Origin of the sequence: Streptomyces sp. IBSBF 2435, from assembly GCF_036815005.1 — a bacterium.
In the GTDB taxonomy this organism is placed as follows: domain Bacteria; phylum Actinomycetota; class Actinomycetes; order Streptomycetales; family Streptomycetaceae; genus Actinacidiphila.
In genome coordinates, this window is record NZ_JAJSYW010000318.1 from 1 (window position 1) to 7,735 (window position 7,735).

Annotated in this window: 3 protein-coding genes; 2 read left to right on the forward strand and 1 reads right to left on the reverse strand. The window is 72.1% G+C overall.

Features of this window, described 5'->3' with window-relative positions; genetic code table 11:
- Together V7E46_RS32710 and fxsT are read left to right on the forward strand one after the other, a co-directional pair.
- A partial coding sequence (locus V7E46_RS32710) for an aKG-HExxH-type peptide beta-hydroxylase (protein ID WP_333771800.1) occupies nucleotides 1-893 on the forward strand: 893 nt, incomplete at its 5' end.
- 146 nt (nucleotides 894-1,039) lie between these two features.
- A complete protein-coding gene (gene fxsT, locus V7E46_RS32715; protein ID WP_333771801.1) occupies nucleotides 1,040-4,045 on the forward strand; it encodes an FxSxx-COOH system tetratricopeptide repeat protein in 3,006 nt (1,001 codons plus the stop codon).
- Between the two features lie 214 nt (nucleotides 4,046-4,259).
- Here fxsT and V7E46_RS32720 read toward each other — a convergent pair.
- The coding region (locus V7E46_RS32720) for a multifunctional oxoglutarate decarboxylase/oxoglutarate dehydrogenase thiamine pyrophosphate-binding subunit/dihydrolipoyllysine-residue succinyltransferase subunit (RefSeq protein WP_333771802.1) at nucleotides 4,260-7,735 on the reverse strand (3,476 nt) is incomplete at its 5' end.

Sequence of the window (7,735 nt, forward strand, 5' to 3'; positions counted from 1 at the left end):
GCCTCTGGCTCCACGTCCCCGCGCCTACCGCCCCTGCCGGCGCCCCGCCGCCCGCGGGGCGCCCGGTCGAAGTGCGGCGCGGGCCGGACGGGGTGTGGCGGTCCGCGGCGAGCGGGTGGCGGCCGATCAGGGCGCTGTGGCGGGAGGACGGGCGGGCGGTGCTGATCGATGACGCCGACCCGCACCGGGACGAGGAGCGGCGGTCCAATCCGTACGGACTCAGCGTGTCCGGCGTGCTGGAGCCGGGGCAGCACGCCCGCTGGCGTACCGCGTGGCGCGACGCGCAGCCCTGGCTGCGGCTCGGCGGCGGCGAGCGCGCCGCGGGGGTCGGCGCGCTGCTCGACTGCTTCGTGCCGCTCACCCGCTCGCCGACCGCGCACAGCAGCGCCACCCGGGGCGACGCCTTCGGCGCGCTGCTCAGCAGCACCCCGCGCAGCGGCCTGGAACTGGCCACGACCCTGGTCCACGAGTTGCAGCACGCCCGGCTGCTGGCGCTGTCCGCGCTGACCGTGCTGCACACCGCGGACGACAGCCCCCGCTACTGGGCGCCGTGGCGGTCCGACCCGCGGCCCTTCGACGGGCTCTTCCAGGGCGCCTACGCCCATCTGGGCCTGGCCGACTTCCACCTCGGCGTGGCACTGAGCGGCGGCGCCCCGCCCGCGGTCAGGGACGCGGCGTGGGCGGACCACTGCCGGTGCAGGCAGCAGGTGGCCGCCGCGCTGCCGCAACTGCTCGGCTCCTCGCGTCTCACCCGGCAGGGCCGCACCCTGGTGACGGCGATGGCGGCGCACCACACCCGGCTCACCCGGCATCCACCGCCGGACGGCCACCTCGCGCGGGCCACCGCCTACGTCGAGACAGCCCGCGTCATATGGCGGCGCCAGCGCGCCTGAGCGGCCGGGAAGACATCGCAAGCGGGCGTGACGGCACGTCAACGGACGACCAACCGGTGTAGTTTCTGGCAGAGGCGACCTGTTGGTCCGTCAGGGCACCGCCGGGTCCAGCCAGCACACCGCACGTACACGAGGGAGACGGTCCAATGGCCGGAGGGCGTAGCACCGCGGCGGCAATCGCGCGCGGCCCGGTGACCATCAGCTTCGCGGGCTACAACAGGGCCTGGGCCTCCTGGATCGCCGGCCGGCTGGAGAGATACGGCGTGCGGGCCGTGCTCCAGCGCTTCGACCTCACCCCGGAAAGCAGCATCGGCGACGCGCTGGAGGACCTGCTGCTGTCCGAGGGCCGGGTGCTGATCGTGCTGTCCGAGTGGTACTTCCGGCTCGGCCCGCGCGGCCACGACGAGTGGAATGCCGCCCTGCGCCGTATCGTTCCGCCCAACAGCGAGCGCTTCGCGGCGGTTTCGGTGACCCCGGCCGCGCTGCCCAGCGCCGTCGTCTCGCTCGGCGCCGCCGACCTGTGGAACCTGGGCGCAGCGGAGGCCGAGCGGCGGCTGCTCGCCCGGCTCGCCATCACCCCCTCCCGCGGCTCCACCGGCGACGGCCTCGGTGCCCCCGGCGGCCCCCGCTTCCCGCTGGAGCAGCCCGACGTGTGGGGCGGCATGCCGCGCCGCAACACCCGCTTCACCGGCCGCGAGGAACTGCTCGGCGAGATGTACCAGGAGTTCCAGCGGGCGGAGCCGGGGGCGGGTGTCGTCACCCTCTTCGGCCTGTCCGGCGTCGGCAAGACGCACATCGCGACGGAGTACGTCTACCGTTTCGGCCCGGAGTACGACGTGGTCTGGTGGGTCCGCGCCGCCGAGCGCGGCACGCTGCGCGAGAAGCTCGCCGGGCTGGCCCCCGCACTCGGCCTGGTCACGGGGCGCGAGTACGGCGAGCGGCTGCGCGCGGTCAGGGACGCGCTGCGCCGCGGCGAGCCGTACGGCCGCTGGCTGGTGATCCTCGACGGCGCCGACCAGCCCGACGACATCCACGACCTGGTGCCCAACGGGCCCGGGCACGTCCTGATCACCTCGCAGAACCGCGAGTGGAGCGAGCACAACAGCGTCCTGATCGAGGTCCCGGTCTACGACCGCGTCGAGTCGGTCGCCTTCGTCCGCCGCCGCGCCCCCCGGCTCGACGAGGCCGACGCCGACAAGCTGGCCGAGGCGCTGGGCGACCTCGCGCTGGCCCTCGACCAGAACGCGGGCGCGCTCAACGACTCCAACACACCGGTCGACGAGTACATCGAACTGCTGCGGCACGGCGCCGACATCGAGCCGGGCCTCAAGGTCGCGGCCGACTTCCAGATGACGTACTACACCGCCTTCTCGATACTGCTCAACCGGCTCCGCGAGGACAAACCGGAGGCCGTCGACCTGCTGCGGCTGTGCGTCTTCTTCGCGCCGGGGCCGATCCCGGTACGGCTGCTGCGCGACCTGCCGATCCGCGATGTGCCCGAGCAGCTCGCCGGGCTGATGGAAGACCCGCTGCTGTGGAGTTCGGCCATAAGCAAACTCGCCCAGTGGTCGGTGATCCAGTCCGACCCGCAGGAGAGCGGGGCCGAGGAGTCGGTCGGCTCCACCGAGATCGTCCAGATGCACCGGCTGGTCTACCAGGCGGTGCGCGCCGACATGCCGGAGGAGGAGCTGAGCACCTACTCCCGGGTGGTCCGCAGGATCCTCGCCGCCGCCGACCCCAGCCGCCCCAGCGACACCCGGCTGTGGCCGCGGTACGCCGAGATCGTGCCGCACCTGGCGGCGTCCGGCGCGCTGGAGAGCACCAACCCCGAGATCCAGAACATGGTGCTCAACTGCCTGCGCTATCTGTACCTGTCCGGTGAGTACCGCGCGGGCCTGCGGGTCGCGGAACTGGCCGCCGAGCAGTGGCCGCGGCTGCTGGAGCCCGGCCACCCCCGGCTGTGGGACCTCATCCACCACCGCGCCAACCTGATGCGCGCCACCGGCGACTACACCGCCACCGAGGCCATCGACCGGGCGGCCTACGAGCAGTTGCTCGCCGACCGCGGCGACCGCGACCTGCTGGTGATGCGGGCGGCCGGCAGCCTGGCCGCCGACCTGCGCACACTGGGCCGCTACGACGAGGCGCTCGACCTGTCGCTGGTCGTCAGGGACGGCTACGCGGAACTGGTCGGCGAGCAGGACTCCCGCACCCTCAGCGCCCAGAACAACGTCGCCATCACCTACCGGCTGCTCGGCCGCTACCAGGAGGCGATGAAGCTCGACCAGGACACCATGGAGGCCCGCCGCGAGCTGCTGCACGACCGGCACAACTGGACGCTGTCGTCGGAGAACCACTTCGCCCACGACCTGCGCCTGGTCGGCCGCTACGAGCAGGCCACCTCGGTCCAGGAGCGCAACTGCGAGGTCCACAGGACCGTGCTGGGCGCCGACAACCCGCAGACGCTGCGCGCCGAGCACAACCTCGCCCTGTGCCTCTACCGGGCCGGCGACCGCCCGAAGGCGGCGAATCTGCTGGCCCGGCTGCTGGAGCGCTGCGAGCGGGTACTCGGCGACCTCGACCCGCTGACCGTGCGGGTCGCGGTGACCTTCTCCAGCTTCGAGCGCCAGCACGGCGACCTGGACCGGGCCCGCGAGCTGAGCGAGTTCGCGCTGCGCGAATACCACCGGCAGCTCGGCGACGAGCACCCCTACAGCGCCGGTGTGCTCGGCAACCACGGCCTGGTCCTGCGGGCCGCCGGCGAACGCCAGCAGTCGCAGATCGAGATCGAGACCTCGCTGACCGCCATGATCCGCGCGGTCGGCGAGGACCACCCCTGGGCGCTGGGCTGCGCCCTGAACGCCACCGGCGCCCGCAACTTCGCCGGCGACCCGGAGAGCGCCGCGGAATTGAGCCGCGCCACCGCGGAGAGGTCCGCCGCCGCCCTCGGCAAGCACCACCCGCTGACGCTGTCCGCGCAGATCGCGCTGGCCACCGACCTGCGCAATCTGCGCAGGCGCACGGAGGCCGACAAGATCGAGGAGGAGGCCCTCGCGGCGCTGTCCGGCACGCTGGGCCCGCAGCACCCGCACACCGTCTCGGCCCGCTCCAGGACCCGCCCGTACTGGGACTTCGAGCCGTTCACCACCTGACCTGACCTGACCGTACGCGAACGGCGGGGGGGGGGGGGCCCCCCCCCCCCCCCCCCCCCCCCCCCCCCCCCCCCCCCCCCCCCCCCCCCCCCCCCCCCCCCCNACCGGAGAACCCACCCCCCAAAAGTGCGGGCCGGGCGCGGGGGGCCGGCCCCCCCCCCCCCCCCCCCCCCCCCCCCCCCCCCGTTCCACCGCCTGCGAAGGCGCGAGGGCGTCAGATGTCGAAGACCTCGTTGATCAGCTCCTCCTGCTGGGCCTGGTGGCGCTTGGCCGAGCCGACAGCGGGGGAGGACGACGCCGGCCGGGAGACCCGGCGCAGGCGGTCGGCGTTGTCCGGGGCCGCGCCGAGCAGCAGATCGAGGTGGTCGATCAGGTTCAGCGCGATGAACGGCCAGGCACCCTGGTTGGCGGGCTCGTCCTGCGCCCACACGAACTTCTGCGCCTTGGCGTACGGGGCGATGGCCGCCTGGATCTCCACACCGGGGAGCGGGTAGAGCCGCTCGATCCGGATGAAGGCCACCTCGTTCGCACCGCGGCGCTCCCGCTCGGCGACCAGGTCGTAGTAGACCTTGCCGGAGCAGAAGACCACCTTGCGGACCGCGTCGGCCTGCACCGCGTCGTCGGCGATGACCGGCTGGAAGGCGCCCGTGGTGAAGTCCTCGGCCTTGGAGGCCGCCGCCTTGAGCCGGAGCATCGACTTCGGGGTGAAGACGATCAGCGGCTTGTGGTGCGGGTTGTGGACCTGCCAGCGCAGCAGGTGGAAGTAGTTCGCCGGGGTGGTCGGGACCGCCACCGTCATGTTGTTCTGCGCGCACAGCTGGAGGAAGCGCTCGATCCGGGCCGAGGAGTGGTCCGGGCCCTGGCCCTCGTAGCCGTGCGGCAGCAGCAGGGTGACGCCGGAGGTCTGGCCCCACTTCTGCTCGGCCGAGGAGATGAACTCGTCCACGATGGTGGCCGCGCCGTTGACGAAGTCGCCGAACTGCGCCTCCCACATCACCAGCGCGTCCGGGCGGGCCAGCGAGTAGCCGTACTCGAAGCCCATGGCCGCGTACTCGCTGAGCAGCGAGTCGTAGACGTTGTAGCGGGCCTGGTCCTCGGACAGGTAGAGCAGCGGGGTGTAGTCCTCGCCGGTCTCCCGGTCGATGAGGACCGCGTGCCGCTGGCCGAAGGTGCCGCGCCGGGAGTCCTGGCCCGCGAGGCGGACCGGGGTGCCCTCCAGCAGCAGCGAACCGATGGCCAGCGTCTCGCCCATGCCCCAGTCGATCGTGCCGTCCTCGACCATCGCCGCCCGGCGCTGGAGCTGCGGCAGCAGCCGCGGGTGGACGGTGACGTGCTCGGGGATGTTGACCTGGGAGGCGGCGATCCGCTTGACGACCTCGGAGGACACCGCGGTCTGCACCGCGACGGGGAACTCCGACTGCGTGCCGGACTGCTCGTGCTCGGCCGGCGCGGCGGTGGCCTCGCGGACCTCGGTGAACACCTTCTCCAGCTGGCCCTGGTAGTCCTGGAGCGCCTGCTCGGCCTCTTCCAGGGTGATGTCGCCGCGGCCGATCAGCGATTCGGTGTAGAGCTTGCGCACCGAGCGCTTCTTGTCGATCAGGTCGTACATCAGCGGCTGGGTGAAGGCCGGGTTGTCCGACTCGTTGTGCCCGCGGCGGCGGTAGCAGATCAGGTCGATCACGACGTCCTTGTTGAACGCCTGGCGGTACTCGAACGCCAGCCGGGCGACCCGGACCACGGCCTCGGGGTCGTCGCCGTTCACGTGGAAGATCGGCGCCTCGATCATCCGGGCCACGTCGGTCGCGTACATCGACGAGCGCGCGGACTCGGGGGCGGCGGTGAAGCCGACCTGGTTGTTGATCACCACGTGCACGGTGCCGCCGGTGCGGTAGCCGCGCAGCTGCGACATGTTCAGCGTCTCCGCGACGACACCCTGGCCGGCGAAGGCCGCGTCGCCGTGCAGGGCGATCGGCAGGACGGTGAAGTCCGTGCCGGCCTTGTTGATGATGTCCTGCTTGGCCCGCGCGATGCCTTCGAGCACCGGGTCGACCGCTTCGAGGTGCGAGGGGTTCGCGGCCAGCGAGACGGTGATCTGCTCGCCGTCCAGGCCGGTGAAGGTGCCCTGCGCGCCCAGGTGGTACTTGACGTCGCCGGAGCCGTGCATCGACTTCGGGTCGAGGTTGCCCTCGAATTCGCGGAAGATCTGCGCGTACGACTTGCCGACGATGTTCGCCAGCACATTGAGCCGGCCGCGGTGGGCCATGCCGATCACGGTCTCGTCGAGCCGGGACTCGGCCGCCGCGTCGATGACCGCGTCCAGCAGCGGGATGACCGACTCGCCGCCCTCGAGGGAGAAGCGCTTCTGGCCGACGTACTTCGTCTGCAGGAAGGTCTCGAAGGCCTCGGCGGCGTTCAGCCGGCGCAGGATGCGCAGCTGCTCCTCGCGCTCGGGCTTGGCGTGCGGGCGCTCGATGCGGTCCTGGACCCACTTGCGCTGCTTGGGGTCCTGGATGTGCATGAACTCCACGCCGACGGTCCGGCAGTACGAGTCCCGCAGCACGCCCAGGATGTCGCGCAGCTTCATCAGCGACTTGCCGGCGAAACCGCCGACCGCGAACTCCCGCTCCAGGTCCCACAGGGTGAGCCCGTGCTCCAGCACGTCCAGGTCGGGGTGCTTGCGCTGGCGGTACTCCAGCGGGTCGGTGTCGGCCATGACGTGGCCGCGGACCCGGTAGGAGTGGATCAGCTCGAAGACCCGCGCGGCCTTGGTGACGTCGTCGTCGTGCGCGGTGTCGATGTCGGTACGCCACCGGACCGGCTCGTACGGGATGCGCAGCGCGGCGAAGATGTCGTCGAAGAAATCGTTCTCGCCGAGCAGCAGCTGGCTCATGACCCGCAGGAATTCGCCGGAGGCGGCACCCTGGATCACCCGGTGGTCGTAGGTGCTGGTCAGCGTCATGACCTTGGAGATGCCCAGCTTGTTCAGGGTGTCCTGCGAGGTGCCCTGGAACTCCGCCGGGTAGTCCATCGAGCCGACGCCGAGGATCATGCTCTGGCCGGGCATCAGCCGCGGCACCGAGTGGACGGTGCCCAGGCCGCCGGGGTTGGTCAGCGAGGCCGTGACGCCCTGGAAGTCGTCCATGGTGAGCTTGCCGGACCTGGCCCGGCGGACGATGTCCTCGTAGGCCTGCCAGAACTCGAAGAAGTTCAGCGTCTCGGCCTGCTTGATGGCCGCCACGACCAGCTGGCGGTCGCCGTTGGCCTTCACCAGGTCGATGGCCAGGCCCAGGTTGACGTGGTCGGGCTTGACCAGCGTCGGCTTGCCGTCCTTCAGCGCGAAGGAGTGGTTCATCGACGGCATCGCCTTGAGCGCCTGCACCATGGCGTAGCCGATCAGGTGCGTGAAGGAGACCTTGCCGCCGCGGGCGCGCTTGAGGTGGTTGTTGATGACGATGCGGTTGTCGAACAGCAGCTTCACCGGGATGGCGCGCACCGAGGTGGCCGTCGGCAGTTCGAGCGACGCGCTCATGTTCTTCGCCACAGCCGCGGCGGGGCCGCGCAGCGTCACGAACTCGGTCTCCGGCTCGGCGGCCGGGGCCGGCGCCGCCTTGGCGGCGGGCGCGGGGGCCGCGGGCGCGGGAGCTGCGGGCTTCGCGGGCGCCGCGGCGGCGGGAACGGGCGCGGCGGGGG